The sequence below is a fragment of the Vibrio sp. QJM3NY_21 genome, from assembly GCF_057785975.1.
The window spans coordinates 1,407,036-1,426,626 of the sequence record NZ_CM173513.1; the positions used below are offsets into that span (position 1 = coordinate 1,407,036).

The following is a 19,591-nucleotide window of genomic DNA, read 5'->3' on the forward strand; positions in this document are numbered from 1 at the left end:
ATCGCATTGATAAAGTAACGGCACCCGTTAAGGTGCCGTTGATTCATTATGCTTGTTCGTTTGAGTCGTTATTCGAGTCTTCACGAACGTCGAACTCAACATGCCACTTCTGACCATTGTCAGTCGCAATGGCTTCTAGATATAACGTGCCTAGTTCAGTAACGCGAGAAGCCAAAGTCACGGGAACCACTTCACCTTCGCGACGACCTTCAGAAACAGGCAGTGTTACTTGGATTTCAGGAAGCTCATCAAGATCTTCTGGAGCCCAGTGATCAAGGTGCGTACCCGCTACGTCTTCACGACGAGTGGTTGAACCGAAGAATTGGAAGTGAACTGGCTGACCAATCACTAGACCGAACTCTTGGCTAGGAACTTGAACGCTTGAGCCTTCTTCCATACCAAATGGTGCAACACACAGTGCTTCCATTGGAGGAGCCATACCTGGGATAGCTGGCATCGCACTTTCAATTCCTACGTAGTAAGAAGAAGCGATACCACCGCGGATACGAACGCCTTGGCCACGACGAACTGCGCCGTAGTAAGAAGCGCCACTTGCAACGGCTAGGTCTAAGTCTAAACCTGAAAGCTGTTTAGCAAATTCAGCGTCTGCATTAATTAGCCATTCATTGATCGTGTCTGAAAGACGATCAGCAAGTAGGTTAGATTTTAGAACACCACCATTGAACAGTATCGCTGTTGGCTTGATGAAGTCTGCCGCTGGCACTTCTGACCCTTGCGCTTCTGTACCGGGCATACCGGGCATGTTTGCAAACGGGTTGAAATCTTGCTGAGCGGTTTCACTATTTCCAGAAAGCGCGTTCGCTTGCTTAGAAAGGAATGCAGCAATGTGACGAGTAATACCTGCGTCTTGAGCGTAAGGCAGACCCATTTGAGTCAGTGCGCCACGCGTCTTTTGTACTGGGTGATCAGTCACCGCTACTTTCGGGAAGAAGCCATCAACCAATGTTTGTTGTACTTCTTGCTGAGTCAGATCTGTTTTCAGTGTTGCGCCCAGTAGTTTAGAACCGCGGCTAGGTACAACGATTGGCACTGATTGCAGTTCGGCATCGTTGAGCAGTGCTTCTTTTGCATCGCGACACGCGTGAGTCATCGCTTGAACCTGCCAAGGAGCCAGTTCTTTGCCTTCTTGAGCAAGTTTCATTCTCAGACGGTAAGCGAGAGCCAAGTCCATGTTGTCGCCGCCCAGTAGGATATGTTCACCTACAGCGATACGGTTCAGGCTTAGGTTGCCTTCATCTTGTGTTACTTCAACCAACGAAAGGTCAGTCGTACCACCACCGATATCGACAACAAGAACGATGTCACCAACGTTCACTTCATCACGCCACGTGTCGTTGCTGTTATCAATCCAGCTGTAAAGAGCCGCTTGTGGCTCTTCTAGAAGCGTTAGGTGAGTGAAACCCACATTACGCGCAGCTTCTGCTGTTAGGTCACGAGCCGCAGGATCAAACGAAGCAGGAACCGTGATCGTTACATCTTGGTCTGCCAGTTTGTGTTCTGGGTTAGCGTGGTTCCAAGCATCTTTAAGGTGCTCAAGGTACAACTCAGTTGTCTTAAGCGGAGATACCTTTTCAACTTCTTCAGGGCTGCCTGCAGGAAGGAACGCATCGCGACGGTTAACACCACCGTGGCATAACCAAGATTTTGCACTTGCTACCAAACGGATTGGGGTTTTAGAACCAAGGTTACGCGCAATAGCACCAACCAGAGCTTTAGGCTCAGAAGACCAAGGCAGAACGCGAGAGCCCGCATTCATTTCGTGTTCGTGCGGCTGGTATAGGAACGAGCCAAGTTGGCTGCGAGTTTCTACTGTACCTGGCGCCGTCAATTGAGGGATTGGCATCACCTCAACGCGAGCGTCTTCATTTGTTGTGTCGATGAAAGACAAAACACAGTGTGTGGTACCTAAATCGATACCGACACTGAACTTAGGCGCTTGCTGTTGATCTCGAGAAGATAGCTCTTGTGAATGCTCTTGCGATGAAGAATGGTTTTGGTGTTCCATTATAGCTCTACCTCTGCCGGTGCAATTACAGATGCATCGTAGTTCTCAGCAAGCTTAGGCAGGTTCATGTCAGTTGCTTTCCAACCTTTGTGAACCAATGTGCCATTGAACGGTGCGTTACCCGTTACATTGCCTGTTAGACGAATTTCTTGTGGGTTGAAGCCTTCAACAACCGTGATACGCGTTTCTTCATCTTCAGTGCGGATGTGAGAAAGCGTTACGTAATCTGCTAATACTTTTTGACCGCCAGTGTGAATAACACGAGCTGCTGCGCCAACTTCTTCATCAGAGAATGATGTTAGGTCTTCTTTTAGGAAGTCAATTAAACGAGCTTCTTGCTGCATGATAGACAGTAGCTGCATTGCAGAATCTGTTGGTGCTGTTGCCAGCTTAGATTCAACTTCTACTACTTTTTCGATCACACGTTCAACTTCAACAACTTTCTCTACTTCGACAATTTTCTCAACTGGCTTTTCAACTTCAACGATCTTTTCTACTGGTTTTTCTACGACTTTCTCAACCACTTTGGTTTTACGAGAAACGGCAATTAGCAGTAGTAAAACGCTTGATGCCGTTAGGCCTGCGTGAAGCATATCAAACGTTTGTGGGATTAGGTTCAAATCAACGATCATAGTGATTTCTCTTTAAAATTGATTTAACGGTATATTCGTCGGTTTAAAGGAATATACAGGTTGGAAAGAAACTCAGTGGCATAAGGCCGAAATGGTCACTTTCAAGCTATAAATATGGGTGGATACTAGCATATTCAAGGCTTAAGGGCTTTATTTAATGTTTTCAATAAACTGGCTTTTTGGTGAGTTAGCTTGAAAGTTAATCGAGATTTGTTGGTTTATTAGCCGTAAATGTCCATGGGTTGTAAATAGTGTTAGTTTTATCCCATTGTGAGAGTCAAAGATAAATAGAGCCTAGCATTCCGGCAGTGTATACTTTCGACTCAAAATAACATCATATGGGAAGCTGTATGCCCCACACTACCGACCCTATAACAGGGTTGAAGAAACGAACTTTGCCGTTAGTTGTCTTTTTTGCCACATTTTTGATGACGGTGTTGTGTTTTGTTTTGGTTGCGTTGAATCAAAATAGGTCTTTGAATGAGAATCTGGACAGCTTTGCACAGCATCAAACGCTCAGTTTAAAAGCGTTTATTGATAACGATGTTGCTTATATCGGTTCCGGTGCAAATTTTTTCTATTCTAATGATGTCGATAGTCGGGATCGATTTGATCGTTTTGCTCAGCAAACGATTAACGGTTCGAAAAGCCTGATCGGATTGCAGTGGATGCAAAAAGTAGCGGTAGAAGATCTTGCCGAGCACACCGCCAAAATGAAAGCTCAATACCCATCCTATAGAATGTTTACTATCCCTAAACATGGGCCAAAAACTTATGGTTATATCTTGGATGGCGAGCCCGTATTTATCGCGACAGATATATATCCGAATGATCCAGTGAACAACGGTGTTTTGGGTTTTTACTCTTCTCGTGAGCGGTTTAATCTGATCATTGATAACATTAAAAAAACACGTGAAGCGAATATTTCAGACAAAGTTCGTCTATTGCAAGATGGTTTAGACAGCAATACACCTAAGAGCGGAATGTTGGTTTACCACCCTGTGTTTGATGGTCAAACTGACAATTTGTTAGGGGTTGTGATTGGTGTTGTTCGTACCACATACTATTTTGAGAAACTTCTGGCATCTACTGTCGGCGATATGGACGTTTATGTGCGTGTTACCGATAGCGGTTTTGAAGCTGAAGATGCCCCGATAATGTTCGAAACCAATGGTTATGAAGCGGTAACTGGGCAGCACATTACAAAGACGATTACATTAACTAATCGTGAATGGATCATCGACTTCAAGATAGATGCATGTATTTCATTTAATGGTTACTTAGTGTTGGCGGGAATCGGCATAGTTGGTACCACTATCTCGTTACTGCTTGCTTATATCGTGAACCTGCAAATTAGAGAGAAAGAGCGCTTGTATCGAATGATTGATGAAAGAACAGAAGAACTTCGCTTTCTTGCCAATCATGACAGTTTAACGGAAATTTATAATCGCCGAGCTTTTAATAAGATGCTTGGTCAATCGATACAAAGCGATAAGCCGTTTAGCTTAATAGTGTTTGATGTTGATAAGTTTAAAGAGATCAATGATAAGTTTGGGCACCCAGCCGGTGATGCGTTACTTATCCATGTGATTAAGGTTATCTCAGTGAGCTTGAAGTCTGGAGATAACCTATTCCGGATGGGAGGGGATGAGTTCGGTATTATTTCGAGCATCACCGAACATGACTCATTGTCTCGCTATTTAGAATGTATTTTAGAGACGGTGAGTGAGTCTCATTGCGAGCATTCTGGCCAGCTATTGAGTTGCACTCTAAGCATCGGGGCGACCATCCGCACTAATGAAGACATTGAAGCGCTCCTTCAAAAAACTGACAGCATGTTATACCTAAGTAAGTCAAATGGCCGAAATCGAGTCACAATTGCAGGCTAAATGAGCACTTGATGCAACTGGGGTCGAGTTCTTTATTAGGCTCATGTACAATTTCACGAAATTTTTGACGAGAGAATTAGGCGACGTATGAATCACAATCGAGTGGTGTGTTTCGATTTGGAAATGTGCTGTTGGAGCGAAGACGGTGTAGGAACAACAGGGGAGATCATTGAAATTGGTCTTGCTGAGATCGATCTTGTATCTGGAACCATCGTGAAGCGCGCGCAATATTACGTTAAGCCCGAAAAAGACGAAGTCTCTCTATTCTGCGCCGAGTTAACGGGCATTACACCTCGCAAAATCGAAAAACAGGGTCGCCCATTAGAGTCTGTTATCAAGTCGATGATTAAGAACTTCGGTGGCCCAAAGAAAATCTATGCAGCGTGGGGACGTGACGACCTTATCTTACACAAAGAGTGTATTGAGAAAGGCATCGAACCTCCGTTCAGCGAGTTCTTGAATATCGCCACGCTTTATCGAGTTCAGAATCGATTGAAAGAGAAACGTATTGGTCACCGTGCTGCTCAAGAAGCGAAAAACATTGAGTGGGAAGGTCGTCAGCACTCTGGTTATGTTGACGCTTATAATTTGGCAAAGCTTGCGCTGACGATGTTGTGATCGTTTGTATTTCAGAGAGGCGCTTGGTTAAATACTGAAAGGTTAAACACTTAAAGTTAGCCTGAATCTTGTGAGTTATTAAAATGAAGAGCCACCTACTTATTAGGTGGTTTTTTTGTGCCTGTTATTTGAGGGTAATGACGATGCAAATTGAGGGCAATGACTATTCACGTTGAGATCAATGAATATTCACGTTAAGGGCAATGACTACTCACGTTGAGGGTAATGACTACTCACGTTGAGGGCAATGACTATTCCAAGAAATCTAATTTCAACAAGTGGTTTATCAATAGTGAATGGCTACATCGCTTATTTTACGAGTGAATAATATTCGTTTGAAATTTAGCTTTTTAATTAATATTAAATCGCAGGTTTCGACCTTGATTGGGTAGAGCTAGGTGGTAGCGTTAGCTCACCCAAAACAAGGAGAATAGGATGAAGAACATTATTAAGTATGGATTGGCACTGGGGGCGCTAAGCGTAAGTGCGTTGGTTTCGGCACAACCCGTTGTATTGATAAACACTTTTTCAGTCGAGCCAGCCCATGAAGCCGCTACGTTAACGTATTGGGAAGATGCGCGAGACGTATTGGTGAAGCAACCAGGATATATCTCTACCAAATTGCACCGCTCGTTAAGCTCGGATGCGACATACCGTTTTATTAATGTTGCAGAGTGGGAAAGTAAAAAGCATTTCCATGATGCGATACAGGCGATGAGAAAAGAATTACCACCTTTAAAAATTGAAGGGGTTTCTGCTGACCCTAACTTGTATGAAATTATTCGCGACTAATTAGGAAGCCACCACAATGAAAACAACTCTAGGAACCTTTTTAGCTATTTTTAGCTTTCTATTTTCAGTCATTCTTTTTTCAACCCATGCCCACGCAGCGGCATACGGCGTGTCAGTGGCTTGGAAAACCGATGACGCCCAAGCCGTATTTGAGGCAATGCCTCATCAGAAAAAAGCATTTGCCAACCTGATTGATGCGGGCTTGGTACACGATATGTTCGTATCACAAAGCTTTATTGGGGATAAAAAGTTTCCGATGATTAAGTTTGTGATTGAAGCGGACAGTGAGCAGCACGTTAGAGACTTGATTGGTAACTTACCATTCCAATTTAAAGAGCTTGTAGAGGTGACTGAAATCAGAGACATCGGTAATAAGTGGTTAAACACGGACGTCGCTTTCACAAACTACGCAGTAGAACTCGCTTGGAAAGAGCCTGAGAATCAATTCATTGTCGATGAGGTTATTAGCAAAGATTTACAAATGGTTGTCGATTGGAGTGCTCAAGGTGTGATTACGTCTGCTTACTTAAAACACCAAGAAATAGCAGAAGAGAAGCCAAACCAAAAAGCGATGATCAGGCCAGTCTATTCAATGGCAATATTGGCTAAAAACGAAGAGCAAGCGCGCGAAGTTGCCAATCAGTTGAATGCAGTAAAGCTAGGCTTCGCTGAAGTTATGGTAAGTGAACTTGGATTCAAACTGGAACTCTAATTTCGCTAGAACAGAATTGTGACCTCGTTTTCAGATTGCGTGACGACGAGGTTTTAATATAGGGCATGACCAGTTTAGAGTTAAACCTTGGCTATGTTCAAAGGTGAGTTAGTTTACGTGACTGACTCACCTTGTTGTTATTTTATATTGTTACTCACTGAGCTTATATTGTTACTCGCTGAGCTTATATTTAGCTTAATTATTGGCTAAACTTATCACTACTCTTTTCTATGTATGGTTTGCTATTAGTTCGACCAAACAAACACTTTTTTGATGACCTTTTTATTTATGAACACCTCGCCGAAATGAACGCCAATAGCCATGAAAAAATCACCTTAGACGCTTCGAGCATCGAGTTGATTAATAACACACTCATTGATTCGGAATCTGGTAAGCGGGTCACCTTATCCCCCTCAGAAGGTCTGATCCTTGAGCATCTAGTGAAGAACAGCCCAAAAGCCGTTGGTCGAGACTTTTTACTTGAGCATTGCTGGCCGGGCAGGGTTGTGACGGGCAGTTCACTTAATGTCGCGGTTAAGAACATTCGCACTGCATTAAATTCGTTTGAGTGTGATTGCAAAATCTTAACGGTTCAAAAGGAAGGATACAGCTTCAATGGTTTGAAACAGGTCGGTAGTTATTTATCGATGCCAACATCTACCGCTGAAGCGCATGTTGAAGCTGCGTTTTCAGAGAAAGCCGCCATCGTTTCAGAGAAAGGTGCCATCGTCGATGAATTGACATCAGCGACACCGTTTAAGCCTTCTGGCATGAACCAACAAGCTGGGCAATCAAAGCAACAGGATTCACTATCACGTCAGTTTAAGGCGAAGCACTTTATCGCTCGTCACCAATCTCGTATTGCCGGAATTGTAGTCAGCGCGCTTCTTCTCATGCTGTTTTATCAGTTTGCATTTTTTATAGATAAGAGTGCCTACCGAGGTATGGATGTTTATCACGACAGTTTGAATTTTGATGAAGCCGTCATAAAAGAGTTGGATACCGTGTCAGAGCTCGGTGTTGATTCGCTCTATCTGCATCGCATTGGCGTTGGGTGTCAAAATATCCAAGCCGTCGCCTTGATAAATGGACATTGGAAAGAGATAAGCCATCAGTTTAAAACTGTCTCTTGCGAAGGCGACAATAACAATGAGCGAGGGCAATAAGTATGAATCGTAAGTTTTGGATGCCTATCTTATTGACGCTTTTTGTGATTCTAAATGTAGGCTTAATCTCTGGGCTCGCAACCAAAAGTACCTATCGATTTTCTGCGGAATACCCGATGGTCGGTTGGGAGAGAATCTCGCTCCGATTGGAAAATGGTCGAGTCAAAATGCAGTACATTGGCTATGACATGGATGGGAATGTCGCTCAAACTAAGCAGATGTTTGGTGTGTTCTTGCGCTGGGGGAATCATTACTACCTTTATCAATTAGACCAGGATCAGGCTCAAGATAAGCAGACATTCAATATCAAGCACTTATACATTCAACAAACGCAAGGCAAGCGCAGTGTGTTGGTATCAAATCAGCGTGGCCTTTATGTCACTAAGAAGGGCACGCCGTTAGAGCTCAAAGGCATCATGCATGGCGATCGCTTACGCTAATACAGAGGCTTAATGCTAGTAGAGAGCCTTTGGTTAGCTTTTACCGAGTACGTTCAGCTTAGTCTTGATAAAGTCACTGTGGTCAACGTAGAGCAGCTCTGCTGTTTTACGGATCACAGAGTCTTCGATAGGGTCAATTTCTCCGTCGGCATGCGCCACTTCCCACATCGCTTTGATTAAGTCGATTCGCACTGGCTGAGACAGGTCTCTGAGTTGCGATGTAAAGTCATACAGCGAGACTGATTGCTCTACTTTTGGTTCTGCTTGCGCTAGCAGTACTTTTGCTTGCTCTTCATCTAAACCCAGCAAACGTTGCAGGAGCTGTAGCTTAGCGACTCTTTCTGATTCATTGATCTGATGGTCGGCTCCCGCGACTTCACACAATAAACTCGCAATGGCGACATTAGGTGATGCGCCTTGGTTTTTGCTTAGGTCCTGGCCTTCAATCAATTGTTTAAACATTGATGTGAGAGAATTGAACATAACGAGCTCCAGTTAAAATTTGTATCGGGTTCCGTAACGCTGATAGCTATCAACTATAACTACAACTATTGGGTCTACAGAGTGTGATCGCAAGCGTCTTTACTAAAAACTGACATTACGGATAGGCGAGCGATAAGGAGCACTTTATCAATCTGGCTCTGGGAAACGGGTAATTTTACCATCACCACTGAGTGTCGTGATCGATTGCGGTTTCCCGTCGTTATCTAACCTGAGCTCACCAATTGCACTGCGGTTTGAAAGGCGATAGAAGGTCTGATTGTCAGGGCTTCGCTTTTCTATCTTCAAGCGTTTACGCTTAGTGAAGTAGTTCAAAACTGAGCGAGGGCTGTATAACAGGCGGTCCCATACATCGCAGAATTTAAGCAGCGGAGCAGGGAACTGATTTTTAAGGCCACTACAGGTGATTTGATAGATGTTCGGGCTGTTGCGACGATACCTAAGCTTGATGTCATAAGCGAAGGAGTAGTGAACGTCACCAGACAGTACCACGAAGTTGGTCGGTGTTTTTGTATGGGTAAAGATACTGATCAGTGTATTGGCACTGCCCGGATGCGCCATCCAGTTTTCAGCATCTATCACTAATGGCTTGCCGATTGTGGTCGCCATCTTTTGTAGTGTTTCAATAAACTTCACGCCAAACATCGGTGCCGCAGAAACGATCACTACTTTATCTTGATTCATTAACTGATGCTGAAACTCAATCAAGGCTTCCCAGTCCATTAAACCTGAAGGCTTATTCATGCGTGACTCTGAACGCCAACGACGCGTTCGAGTATCCAACACAATGACTTTTGGCGAGGTATCTATTGTGTAATGCCACTCTTCAAAGCGACTTAACATCTCAATGAAGGCTTGATGCTTGTCTGGCTCGATATTGCTAACAGAGTGAGTAGTCACTGCATTGCTGGCTGCATTGTGAGTTTGTTTAGTAATGCGCGGTTGATCGACAAAAAGCTGTTTTGCTTGCTCGATAAACGTTTCGTCGAAGCTCTCCGGTTTATTACCCCAACCCTGACACATCCAGTAGGCAGCGAGGCCGTTACCTATCACTTGAGTGGCGAACTGGTTTTGGTCGACAGCATGCTCCCAACCTACAGTGAGATTCCAATCATCGGTAACATCGTGATCATCGAAGATCATGTACGTTGGGATATGAGCAAACAATCGCTGCACTTGTGGTAAGCCAGCAATGAAATCATCCATGATGACGCTTTCATCACGCCACTGTTGCTGCTCAGTCGGTGTTAATTGGCGTCCACCTTGAGTGAAGTTATTCTCAATTAAACGCTCTCGATTGACGCATTGCCACAGTGTTGGAGACCAAACCAACAAGTACATCGCGATAAACTCAGACAGCGTGATCAAGTGGTTTTCACAATCGGTAGAACTAAAAATCGGCACGCCACGATTCGGGAAGAACTTATCGAGCATGGATTCTGAAGCGGTGTGGTGCGGTAAATAGTGATGACGCTGATATAAGTGATATTCACTGCTATACAGTGCGTCACTGCTGTTGATTTCTTTAATTTGTGAGTCGGTCGGTAAGCTCTCACCAACAAGACCAAGCAGTTGAATCACTTGTTGAATAGCATCAAGTGTTGGGCCTGCCACATGGTCGGCGTAAATCTGGTCGCCGCTCATCATCAGCATGTCAGGTCTTTCAGCGACGGTTTGCTCGGCTATCTTGTTATCGGCTGCGACTAAGCTGTCTTTGCTGGGATGATGCGGGTTACGGCAAGAGCCATGAAGAATGTAATCAGCCGAGGTCGATATCTTAAACTCAACGCGAGATTTACCGTTGTAAACAAGGTGAGGGGCGAGCTCTTTTAGTGAACCTGACTCTGTGTGAATGTCATATTCAAGAAGCGTATTAGTCGGAAACTCACCTTGTAAGCGAATTAGCGTTATCCACGCATGTGTACCGATTTGAATCGAATCATGCTCTTCAAGCGATGAGGTATAAAACGGTTGGTTTTGTTTTGGTTCAGAATGCTCTTTTTCGTTCGAAAAGCCTGTTTCACGAATGTGCTCAGTTTCACGAATATAAATATCAGCCCGGCCAACAAGAGACGAGCTGGTGGCTAACCAAAGTACCACTTCAGTCGCGGTGGTTTTTCTTAAAATGGGTCCGGCGAGTAACAGGGGAAGAGATGATGTCGTAGAGGGTTTCAATACGGTACCTAAAATCATTGGTGGTTAGTCGTCGTGGAGTTCTTTTGTTTCGTGTTCTGCTATTTCAGGCTCGGTTGCTTCTGGCTTTGTGATCTTGAGTTCTGTCATTCCAGGCTCGGTTGCTTCTGGCTTTATGATCTTGAGTTCTCTCATTTCAGACTCAGTAGCCTCAAGCTCTGTTGATTCAGATTCCGTTGATTCAAGTATTTCGATAACTTCCGAGCTAGAAAGTTCATGACCCATTAGAAATATTGCCAATAGGGCATCGGCTTTGGTCTTGGTATCGGAAGGCTCGTCTAACAACAGTTCGAGCTTTTCTCGAATCATAGCAATCTCGTGCTCAACAAAGCCACGGCCTTCTTCATCCCCTTGATTGTCTTCAGGGGCATTATCGAATTCAAGAAATAGCATGTCGCCGTCTAGGTTGGTATCCACCAAACGCTCGGGCAGCCATGCCTCACCCACAACAATATCTGGATCGGAATCTTTGGGTAACTGATCTATAATGTTTTGTAATTCGGAGACTTTCACAATACTTTCATTTAACCGAGAATATTCTACATTGTAACGGTCAATGCCGATCAAACCTAAAAATAGTTAGCCATCATGGTTAATAAATGTCTATTCAGTTACACAATATTTATTACAAAGAGTAATTACATAAGAATGAAGCTCAAATATTTACCGACTCTCACTTCAACTGGAGTGGCTTTACTAAGTAGCGCTTTCCTAAGTGCTAATGCGTGGGCTGCTGAAGAACAAGAGTGGGGCATCGCTGCAATGTTCCGTACTGCAAGCATCCCTTATGACACGTCTGGTGGTGACCAATCGGTTAACTCATTCGTACCGATGCTGTTTTTCAAGAACGACTATGTGTTCATTGATGGTACCGAGATGGGTGCTTATCTTTATCAAACAGATGACGAGAAATGGTCTTTTAATGCTATTTCTCGCATGCGTTTTATTGATATCCCAGCTTCTGAGCAGAACGCAATTGAAGGCGATACTGCGGACTTCGGTGCTCAACTGACCTACCAACTTGATGGTCCTTGGTCTGTCGAGACGGAATTAATGAGCGACAGTGAGTACAACTTCCACGGTAACTTTCGTGCTAAAGCCAAGTATGAAACTGGAGATTGGGAGTTTTACCCAAGCGCGACGCTACGTTATAAAAGTGCTGACTTCAACAGTGAATATTACTCTGCAGCGAGTGAAACCATTGGTGCAGGTGTAGATCTGAATGTCGGTGTTGAAGCGCGTTACCATGTGGTTTCGAATTTATACTTATTGGGGTCAACCAGTGTGACTCGATTAGACGATAATGCCTACGATTCGTCGATAGTCGAAGACCGCTATCAAGGTGAGTTGTACCTTGGCTTTGGTTTCTTTAACGACAAAGAGAAAGCGCCGAAACCTAAGCTGAGTAATGCGCCGTATTTACGTGTCGCACACGGTTGGGCTACGCCATCCAATATTGGCGACATCATGAAGTTCAATAGAGAGAAAGACGAATACAACAACCAGTTGACCTCGTTCTTCTATGGCCACCCGTTAACCGATGAGATCTTCGGCTTTCCATTGGACATCTACCTAACGCCAGGTATCGCGCATCATTGGAGTTCAGAGGTTCAATCAAGCAGCACTGAATACATCATCGCAATCAAAGCGTACTACACCTTTGATTGGCCAACTCAGTGGCGTGTTGGTGTGGCAGAGGGTATGTCTTACATCGATTCGATTACCTATATCGAAGGCTCTGAGATGGACCGTAAAGGTTACACAGCAAGCCATCTGTTGAATTACTTAGACTTCTCATTCGATGTAAACGTCGGCGACTTGATTGGTAAGAATGACTTGAACAACTTGTGGTTCGGTTACTCATTGCATCACCGTTCTGCAATCTTTGAAAACGCGTCCCAGTTCGGACGAATCAAAGGCGGCAGTAACTACAACACGGTATATTTCCAATACGAGTTCTAAGCGTAGTTTGTAACGGTGGCTTTTAGCCGTAGTTTACAAGGAACGACTTACACTTGACCTTGCTTTCATAGCTTCGGCTAGTGTTAGCGTGAATAATCAGCCTGATAGCGAAAGGTTTTCCCTTTGTTGTCAGGCTTTTTTGTTTGAGACTTGTGATATAATCGCGCGAGTTTAATAAGTACAAGAATAGGACACGCTTTGACTTCGTCTCCGGAAAAAGCAGACAACAACAAGAATGCAGCACAGCCAAGTTCTCCACAGAACGAAGCGAAATCGAATAAGCCTGCATCGAACCGACCTGCTAAGCATTTAAAAGCTAAACAACCAAAAACTAATCAACCAAAAGCTAAACCTGCCGATCATTCAGCAGCAGCCAATACAAAAGCATCTCAAAATAGCCCAGCCTCTCTTCGTAAAGCGCTCAACGAATGTATGATGCGCGATCGCTTCCGTCTGAGTAAGCGAATTGCTGGTGCGAGTAGAATTAAAAACGAACAATCTAAGAACGTTGTCTTCGATGAGATAGCGTTAGACATTGCCAAGTCAATGATGACGGCAAATCAGCGTGCCTCGCACAAACCAACCATCGAATATCCAGAGATTCTCCCTGTTAGCCAAAAGCGCGATGACATTGCGAAAGCCATTTCTGAAAACCAAGTGGTTATCGTGGCGGGTGAAACGGGTTCGGGTAAAACCACTCAGTTACCAAAGATTTGTTCTGAGCTTGGCCGTGGCCGCATGGGCTTAATTGGCCACACTCAGCCTCGTCGTCTTGCGGCACGTTCAGTTGCCAACCGCATTGCGGAAGAGATGGAAACACAGTTGGGTGATTTTGTTGGTTATAAGGTTCGTTTTAACGACCAAATATCTGATAACACGCAAATCAAATTGATGACCGACGGTATTCTACTGGCGGAAATTCAGCATGACCGCTTCTTAAGCCAATACGACACTATCATTATCGATGAAGCCCACGAACGTAGCCTGAACATTGACTTCATCATGGGTTACCTAAGAGAGCTTCTGCCAAAGCGTCCTGATCTTAAAGTTATCATTACATCAGCGACCATCGATCCTGAGCGTTTCTCGAAGCACTTTAACAATGCGCCGATTATTGAAGTATCAGGTCGTACTTACCCAGTTGATACGCGTTACCGCCCACTAGGTGGTGATGAAAGTGATTCAGATCGTGACCAAATCGAAGGTATCTTTGAAGCCGTTGATGAGCTGTGTGATGAAGGCCAAGGCGATATCTTGATCTTCATGAACGGTGAACGTGAAATTCGTGACACTGCCGATTCTTTAAGTAAACGTAACCTGCGTGATACTGAGATTGTTCCGCTGTACGCGCGTCTTTCTGCAGGCGAACAGAACCGCATCTTCCAGTCTCATACTGGTCGACGCATCGTTCTGGCAACCAACGTGGCAGAAACCTCGTTAACCGTTCCGGGCATCAAGTATGTCATCGACCCGGGTACGGCGCGTATTAGTCGTTACAGTTACCGTACCAAGGTACAACGCCTACCGATTGAACCAGTATCTCAAGCGAGTGCTAACCAGCGTAAAGGCCGTTGTGGTCGTGTTGCTGAAGGTATCTGTATTCGTCTGTACTCCGAGGAAGATTTCGAATCACGCCCAGAGTTTACTGACCCAGAGATCCTTCGTACTAACCTAGCATCGGTTATCCTTCAGATGACTGCGCTAGGCTTGGGCGACATTCAAGCATTCCCATTTGTTGAAGCGCCAGATAAACGTAATATTCAAGATGGTGTAAGGCTGCTTGAAGAGTTGGGTGCGATCGCGACAGTCGAACCGTCTGCGAACAAAAACAAGAATCATGGCGACGACAAGAAGAAGCTAACCGCGATTGGTCGCAAGCTCGCTAAGCTGCCGATTGATCCACGTTTAGCTCGTATGGTGATTGAAGCGCCAAGTAATAGATGCCTGCACGAAGTGATGGTAATTGCTTCTGCGTTGTCTATTCAGGATCCGCGTGAGCGCCCATCAGACAAACAACAATCGTCTGACGATAAGCACAAACGCTTCTTCGATAAAGAGTCAGATTTCATCACGTTTGTGAACCTTTGGGATTACGTTAAGCAGCAACAAAAAGAGCTGTCGAGTAACCAGTTCCGCAAACAGTGTAAGCAAGATTACCTGAACTATTTACGTATCCGTGAATGGCAAGATGTGTACTTCCAAATTCACCAAGCAATGCGTGAATTGGATACCAAGCTGAATACAGAGCCGGGCAGCTACGATGGCATTCACATGTCACTGCTATCAGGCTTGCTTTCGCACATCGGTATGAAAGACCAAGAGAAGAATGAATATCAAGGTGCTCGTAACGCGCGCTTCCATATCTTCCCTGCGTCTGGCTTATTTAAGAAACAACCAAAGTGGATCATGTCTGCTGAGCTGGTGGAAACCTCAAAACTTTGGGGTCGTGTTATCGCTAAGATTCAGCCTGAATGGATTGAACCACTAGCAAAACACCTGATTAAGCGCAGCTACAGCGAACCACATTGGTCGAAGAAGCAAGCGGCAGTAATGGCACACGAAAAAGTGATGCTTTACGGAATCCCAATCATCCCGAAACGTTTAGTGAACTACGGTGCGATTGATGCCACTGTCAGCCGTGAATTGTTCGTGCGCAGCGCTTTGGTTGAAGGTGAGTGGGAAACCAAACATGCCTTCTTCAAGCAGAACCGTAAGCTACTGCAAGAAGTAGAAGAGCTAGAACATAAATCGCGTCGTCGTGACATCTTGATCGACGATGATGAACTGTTCGACTTTTATGACCAACGTGTTGGCGAAGAGGCTGTTTCAGGCCGTCACTTCGATACATGGTGGAAGAAGACCAGCCAGAAAACACCAGAGCTGCTTAACTTCGAAAAGTCGATGCTGTTCCGCGGTGATGCAAGCCACGTTACTGATTTGGATTACCCTAACTTCTGGCACCAAAATGGTATCAAGCTGAAGCTGAGCTATCAATTTGAGCCGGGCGACGACAACGATGGTGTAACGGTCCATATCCCGCTGCCTATCTTGAACCAGATTGACCAAAACGGTTTTGATTGGCAGATCCCAGGCCTACGTCAGGAACTGGTAATTAGCCTAATCAAGTCGTTACCTAAAACGCTACGCCGTAACTTTGTGCCTGCGCCAAACTACGCTGATGCGTTCTTGGCTCGTGTGACACCACTTGAAGCACCGTTGTTGGACTCTCTTGAAAAAGAGCTGCGCCGCATGACAGGTGTGGAAGTAGTACGTGATGACTGGAAGTTAGACCAGATTCCAGAGCACTTGAAGGTAACATTCCGCGCTGTAGATCATCGCAAGCGTAAGCTTAAAGAACAGAAAGACTTGCATGAATTGAAAGAGAGCCTAAAAGACAAGGTTCAAGAAACGCTTTCTAAAGTGGCAGACGATGACATCGAACAGCAAAACCTGCATACGTGGAGCTTTGGTGAGTTACCAAAAGTCTACCAACAGAAGCGTGGCGGCTACGATGTTAAAGCCTTCCCAGCGCTGGTGGATTCTAAAGACAGCGTAGAGATCAAATTGTTCGAAACCGAGCAAGAGCAGATCTCGGCAATGAAATCGGGTCAGCGTCGTTTAATCCTGTTGAACGTGCCATCGCCGATCAAATATTTGCACTCTAACTTGCCGAACAAATCTAAGCTTGGCTTGTATTTCAACCCATACGGACAGGTGCTCGATCTTATCGATGACTGTATCGCTTGTGGTATTGATAAGCTGATTGAAGAGAAGGGCGGTTTGGTTTGGGAACCAGAGCAGTTTGAAGCACTGAAAGAACACGTACGTGCAGAGCTGGGCGACAGCGTGGTTGAGATTGCTCAACAGGTTGAAACCATCCTAACGACCGCATTCAGCATCAGTAAGAAGCTGAAAGGACGTGTCGATCTTTCAATGGCATTCGCACTTTCTGACATAAAAGCTCAGGTAGAAGGTTTGATTTTTAAGGGGTTTGCCACAGAATGCGGGTGGAAACGCCTGCCGGATATTCTACGCTATATGAGAGCGATTGAACGCCGCATGGAAAAACTGCCGATTGACCCGAACAAAGATCGCTTGCATATGATCAAAGTTGAGTCAGTAATGAATGATTACAAAGAGCTGCTGAATAAAATCCCAAAAGGGATCGCGGTTCCAGAAAATGTAAAAGAGGTGCGTTGGATGGTAGAAGAGCTTCGTGTAAGCTTCTTCGCACAGCAGCTCGGAACGCCTTACCCAGTATCAGATAAGCGTGTTAAAAACGCGATTGATGCTTGCTAAGGAATAAAGCTAGACGCAATAGCAAGGTTTAGGTATAAATCTTGCTATTGCATTACTAATTGAATAGTTATTACATACAGGGCGACTTGGTGGCAATTTATTACCACTCAAGGCCTGCCACTAGGACGAAAAAGGTCGAATATGAAAAAAACGTTATTGGCACTAGCACTGCTAGGTGCATCTTCAACAGCAATGGCTGATTCATGGTTATACGGTGGTGTTATGGGTGGTCAAAACTCATTTGCTGGTGAAGATGAAACGGCGATGGGCATCCACGTAGGTACAGGTATCCTTCCACTAATCGGTGTTGAAGCGGGTTACTGGGATCTTGGTTCTTTCGACAACGTTAGCTACGGTAACCGTGCTAAACAAGGTGTTGACGTAAGTACTGCTTACCTAGCAATCAAACCAAGTATCGACTTCGGTCCTCTTCACGTATATGCGAAGGGTGGTCTTCACTCTTACGAAGTGAAAGGCGATAGCTTCAAACAAGACGACGTTGATATCATGTACGGTGTAGGCGCAGAATACTTCATCTTTGGTCCACTATCTGTCGGCGCTAGCTACCAAAACTTCAAAATGAAAGATGACGACTCTGGCGTATTTACGCTAAACGCAACTATCCACCTACTGTAATTAATCAGTAAGGCGATCGTAAATAACGGTCGGATAGTCGTTAAGGAGTTCGTAAGAATTCATAAAAAATGCCAGCTTGATAGCTGGCATTTTTGTATCTGTAGAATAGTAATGTCGCTGACTTAAGCGGTATAAGTTAAGCGAGCAGCGCTATTTCTTACTGTTTAGAATCTTCTGAATTCTTGGGTTAATCGCTTTGCCGTGTTGGCTTTCATACTCTTCGCGTTTCAAGTCGTTTAGGTTCTTCACTGAGTTAGCGGCAAGCAGGAACTGCGGCAATTCTGTTTCCAGCATACCTTTCTCATCTAAACGCTTTGCTTCCAAGTAGTATTTCTTAAACAGGCCATCGAGCTTGTTTTCAGCCGTGCGCTTCAAGTCGTACAGTTTGTTTTGGATAAGCCATTTTTCAATGTTGTTAACAGCTGCGCGCGACAACACACGAATACGGCTATCAAGCAGCTCTTCTTCAGTCAAAGAATCTTTAAGGATCCAAAGCTCACCCATTTGCGGCGGCCAACTGTTGCCAAGTTGAATACGCTCATGGCAGTGCATTAGCACACGGTTAAGGCCGTCTGAGTCAACAGAGTGGGCAAACTCAAGAAACTTACCGCTCGGTTCACTACCGTATTGGTATTCCCACTGAGTTTCGTACACACTCAAGAAAGAACCGAACACATGGATACACCAATCGGTTAGCTCAAGCTCTGCTGGATCTTGATCAACAACAGGTACTTGTTGAGACGCACCAGAGCCCGCAGCGTTTGGTGTCGCTACATTCACTTCTGTACTTTGTGCTTCAATCACTTCAGGTACTTTAGGCTGTACTGTAGCGTCAGGAACAACAGGTTTAGTTGGCTCAGAAGGTTGGCTTTTTGCCTTTTTGAATGAGCTGCTGCCTGAAGCGTTCAGATGGGCTAAGCTTTTGTCTATACCCATTTCCTTGAGCTTGTCCTGCATTTCCTGAATATTGAGAGGTCTTCTGCTGTTGTTGTCTTTCATTTTGCTTCTCGTTAACTAGCCAGTACTGCAGCTTGGATTCAATCCGAGATAATGGCATTAATTCATTGGCTTTGGCTTTATACCAGAGGACAAATTTCTTCCATACTAAACTATGGTCACCGGTCAAACCGGAGAATTTAAACGCACGTTCTGCCCATGATGGTATCTCTTCTTCGTTGAGATCATGAGTAGAGACGGTGTTGCTGTTCATTGAGCCTCGACCTTGTGGGCGAGGGGCCTGCTGCATGTGTTGCATTGGTGGCGGAGCAGGCTGAAACTTGGGTGCAGGTGCAGGTGCAGGTGCAGGTGCAGGTGCAGGTGCAGTAGAGTAAACCGGTATGCTATTGGTCGGTTGAGCTTCAACTTGAACCGTAGCTTGCTCTTGCTCAATGAGCATTTTGAAAACGTGAATCTCTTTCTTATCTCGATAGTCTACTTTCATCTTATCGAGGAAACCTTGGTCGACTAAACACTTAAGGCAGTCGGCTAAACCAAACGTAGAGAGAGCACAAAGCTGACCTGCCGTTTGCAGGCACACATTGGTGTAACCGAATTCATCAGCACCATCTGCAAGCATCAATAAAACCAGCTTTTCTGCTGGGCTAGAAGTATTCACTTGCCAAGCTAAATAAGAATATTTGGCGCTCAATATCGTGTTCTCAAAAAAGGTAAGTCGTTGTCACTATTGTAAGTCACCCCTTACCGAATTTATAGCAACTTAACAGA

The 19,591-nt window shown here is 44.8% G+C and carries 16 protein-coding genes; 9 read left to right on the forward strand and 7 right to left on the reverse strand.

Annotated elements, in window-relative coordinates; genetic code table 11:
* Positions 1-46: 46 nt before the first annotated feature.
* Together AC3CID_RS06385 and AC3CID_RS06390 are read right to left on the reverse strand one after the other, a co-directional pair.
* Positions 47-2,026: an Hsp70 family protein gene (locus AC3CID_RS06385; RefSeq protein ID WP_488527111.1), complete on the reverse strand. Its 1,980-nt coding sequence runs from the start codon at positions 2,024-2,026 to the stop codon at positions 47-49.
* Positions 2,026-2,658 (reverse strand): DUF2760 domain-containing protein, encoded by a 633-nt coding sequence (locus AC3CID_RS06390; RefSeq protein WP_017083365.1) that lies wholly within the window; start codon positions 2,656-2,658, stop codon positions 2,026-2,028. The genes AC3CID_RS06385 and AC3CID_RS06390 overlap by 1 nt, the downstream gene beginning before the upstream one ends.
* 350 nt (positions 2,659-3,008) lie before the next feature.
* On the opposite strand from AC3CID_RS06390, the gene AC3CID_RS06395 reads away from it, so the two are divergent.
* The 6 genes from AC3CID_RS06395 (at position 3,009) to AC3CID_RS06420 (ending at position 8,275) form a co-directional block, all read left to right on the forward strand.
* Complete coding sequence (locus AC3CID_RS06395) at positions 3,009-4,547, forward strand: sensor domain-containing diguanylate cyclase (protein ID WP_114633305.1); 1,539 nt, start codon at positions 3,009-3,011, stop codon at positions 4,545-4,547.
* An 87-nt stretch (positions 4,548-4,634) separates the two neighbouring features.
* Positions 4,635-5,165: a 3'-5' exonuclease gene (locus AC3CID_RS06400; RefSeq protein ID WP_004734743.1), complete on the forward strand. Its 531-nt coding sequence runs from the start codon at positions 4,635-4,637 to the stop codon at positions 5,163-5,165.
* 435 nt (positions 5,166-5,600) lie between these two features.
* Positions 5,601-5,957, forward strand: a complete 357-nt coding sequence (locus tag AC3CID_RS06405) for an antibiotic biosynthesis monooxygenase family protein (protein WP_004734744.1) — start codon at positions 5,601-5,603, stop codon at positions 5,955-5,957.
* A gap of 16 nt (positions 5,958-5,973) precedes the next feature.
* Complete coding sequence (locus AC3CID_RS06410; protein ID WP_054546547.1) at positions 5,974-6,669, forward strand: hypothetical protein; 696 nt, start codon at positions 5,974-5,976, stop codon at positions 6,667-6,669.
* Between the two features lie 440 nt (positions 6,670-7,109).
* Complete coding sequence (locus AC3CID_RS06415; RefSeq protein WP_488527275.1) at positions 7,110-7,835, forward strand: winged helix-turn-helix domain-containing protein; 726 nt, start codon at positions 7,110-7,112, stop codon at positions 7,833-7,835.
* Positions 7,836-7,837: 2 nt separating this feature from the next.
* Positions 7,838-8,275: a hypothetical protein gene (locus tag AC3CID_RS06420; RefSeq protein ID WP_017077881.1), complete on the forward strand. Its 438-nt coding sequence runs from the start codon at positions 7,838-7,840 to the stop codon at positions 8,273-8,275.
* A 33-nt stretch (positions 8,276-8,308) separates the two neighbouring features.
* Here AC3CID_RS06420 and AC3CID_RS06425 read toward each other — a convergent pair whose 3' ends face one another.
* The 3 genes from AC3CID_RS06425 to AC3CID_RS06435 form a co-directional block, all read right to left on the reverse strand.
* Positions 8,309-8,758, reverse strand: coding sequence for a TerB family tellurite resistance protein (locus AC3CID_RS06425; protein WP_372243794.1), 450 nt, complete (start codon positions 8,756-8,758; stop codon positions 8,309-8,311).
* Between the two features lie 147 nt (positions 8,759-8,905).
* Positions 8,906-10,969, reverse strand: coding sequence for a metallophosphoesterase family protein (locus AC3CID_RS06430; protein WP_488527112.1), 2,064 nt, complete (start codon positions 10,967-10,969; stop codon positions 8,906-8,908).
* 6 nt (positions 10,970-10,975) lie between these two features.
* Positions 10,976-11,536, reverse strand: a complete 561-nt coding sequence (locus AC3CID_RS06435; protein WP_171314632.1) for a VC1380 family protein — start codon at positions 11,534-11,536, stop codon at positions 10,976-10,978.
* Between the two features lie 81 nt (positions 11,537-11,617).
* Here AC3CID_RS06435 and AC3CID_RS06440 point away from each other — a divergent pair, with 81 nt between their 5' ends.
* The 3 genes from AC3CID_RS06440 (at position 11,618) to AC3CID_RS06450 (ending at position 17,866) form a co-directional block, all read left to right on the forward strand.
* Positions 11,618-12,931 (forward strand): MipA/OmpV family protein, encoded by a 1,314-nt coding sequence (locus AC3CID_RS06440; RefSeq protein WP_171312016.1) that lies wholly within the window; start codon positions 11,618-11,620, stop codon positions 12,929-12,931.
* A gap of 198 nt (positions 12,932-13,129) precedes the next feature.
* A complete protein-coding gene (hrpA, locus tag AC3CID_RS06445; protein ID WP_488527113.1) occupies positions 13,130-17,230 on the forward strand; it encodes an ATP-dependent RNA helicase HrpA in 4,101 nt (1,366 codons plus the stop codon).
* A gap of 141 nt (positions 17,231-17,371) precedes the next feature.
* A complete protein-coding gene (locus AC3CID_RS06450; protein ID WP_488527114.1) occupies positions 17,372-17,866 on the forward strand; it encodes an outer membrane beta-barrel protein in 495 nt (164 codons plus the stop codon).
* A 150-nt stretch (positions 17,867-18,016) separates the two neighbouring features.
* On the opposite strand, the gene AC3CID_RS06455 is transcribed toward AC3CID_RS06450, so the two are convergent.
* Entirely contained in the window at positions 18,017-18,802 is a 786-nt protein-coding gene (locus AC3CID_RS06455) for a hypothetical protein (protein WP_488527276.1), read from the reverse strand.
* On the reverse strand, positions 18,723-19,514 hold the full coding sequence (locus AC3CID_RS06460) for a hypothetical protein (RefSeq protein WP_488527115.1): 792 nt from the start codon (positions 19,512-19,514) through the stop codon (positions 18,723-18,725). The genes AC3CID_RS06455 and AC3CID_RS06460 overlap by 80 nt, the downstream gene beginning before the upstream one ends.
* Positions 19,515-19,591 lie beyond the last annotated feature (77 nt).